This is a genomic window from Candidatus Fermentibacter sp. (genome assembly GCA_030373045.1).
In the GTDB taxonomy this organism is placed as follows: Bacteria; Fermentibacterota; Fermentibacteria; order Fermentibacterales; family Fermentibacteraceae; genus Fermentibacter.
The window spans coordinates 1-1390 of record JAUCPW010000033.1 but is presented as its reverse complement, the minus strand read 5'-3'; the positions used below and the strand labels follow the sequence as shown (position 1 = coordinate 1390).

Genomic DNA, 1390 nt, shown 5'->3' with positions numbered 1-1390 from the left:
GTGCACGTCTGAGGAGTAATCGTCGCTCCGGCCGTCATCCCGTCAACTGCAGCCTTCATCCCTTCCCCCTTCGGGGTGGGGAGAATTCAATTGCCACGAGTGGGGATTATTGGAGTGCCGCTGACAGTCATGCCTGTTCGCCCCGGTCACGACGAGGGACAGCGGGACTCCATGCCCGTCGACCAGCAGGTGCCGCTTGCTTCCTTTTTTTCCCCCGGTCCGTGGGGTTCGGACCTGCATCTTCTATGCCTCCAAGAGGCGCTTTCAACATCGTCCCGTCCAGGCTCTGCCAGGACCAGGCTATTCCCTCCATGTCATCGTACTCTGCGAGACCTGCCCGCCACAGGGACAGGAAGAACCCCTGCTTCAGCCAGGTCCGGAAATAGGAGTGGACTGAAGAGGCGCTTCCGTACTTCTCGGACGGAAGCGCCTTCCACTGACAGCCTGTTCTGAGGACATAGATGATCCCCTCGAACACCTTCCTGGGATCCTTGGGCTTCCTCCCGGCTCCTGCCTTCCTCTGATACTGCTTCTCAGGATCGCGCTTCTTCTCGGGAATGAACGGCTCGACTCGCTTCCAGAACTCGTCAGACACTTCCCACAGCTGCACTTTCGGCATCACGTCACCTCCCCTCAAAGCATAGGGGAGGAGGCGCTTCAAGTCAACTAATTACGGATAGGCTCTAATAACCTCATGCAGGGACCTGGACGACATCACATCCTATCCCGCCGAACCCTGGGCGCTGAACGACGATCCGGTCGAAAGCCTCGGGGATGCCAGCAACTTCCTCTACCTGATCAACGATCAGGGGTTCACCAGCGCAGACGAGTTCGTCGCGACGCTCGACACCACAGGATACGACATGTTCGTGATCGACCTCTCCTGCTGCGGGGAGCAGCTGGGTCCCGCAGAGGTGGAGGCGCTCTCGACCAAGCCCGGTGGAGAGAGCAGGATAGTGCTCTGTTACATGAGCATAGGCGAAGCCGAGGACTACCGGTGGTACTGGGATCCTTCCTGGGTGACGGACCCGCCGTCCTGGCTGGGGTCGGGGAACCCCGACTGGCCGGGAAACTATCTGGTGGAGTACTGGGACCCGGAGTGGCAGGCCATCATCTACGGCAGCCCCGGCTCGTACCTCGACAGGATCGTAGCCGCCGGGTTCGACGGCGTCTATCTCGATAAGGTCGACTCGTTCGAGGAATACTGAGCAGGTTTCCGGTTTCCGGTCTCCGGCTTCCGGAGCGACAATGGAGCGGCTTCGGTTTCCGGTTTCCGGTATCCGGAGCGATAATAGGGCTAAATCCAGCGTCCGCACCCTGGTTTTCGGATGCCGACCACCGGACGCCTGACGCCGGCTGCTTGCCGCTCTGTTCTCCGGATGCCGGACGC

The 1390-nt window shown here is 60.4% G+C and carries 1 protein-coding gene and 1 pseudogene; one reads left to right on the top strand and one right to left on the bottom strand.

Annotated elements, in window-relative coordinates; all coding sequences use genetic code 11:
• Window positions 1-126: 126 nt before the first annotated feature.
• A pseudogene (locus tag QUS11_06690) lies at window positions 127-622 on the bottom strand (IS5 family transposase).
• Between the two features lie 241 nt (window positions 623-863).
• Between QUS11_06690 and QUS11_06685 the strand changes: the two are divergent.
• Complete coding sequence (locus tag QUS11_06685; GenBank protein ID MDM7992985.1) at window positions 864-1208, top strand: endo alpha-1,4 polygalactosaminidase; 345 nt, start codon at window positions 864-866, stop codon at window positions 1206-1208.
• Window positions 1209-1390 lie beyond the last annotated feature (182 nt).

Excerpts from the sequence above, each read along its gene's own strand:
- QUS11_06685 (MDM7992985.1), top strand. The coding sequence starts at position 864 with ATGTTCGTGATCGACCTCTCCTGCTGCGGGGAGCAGCTGGGTCCCGCA.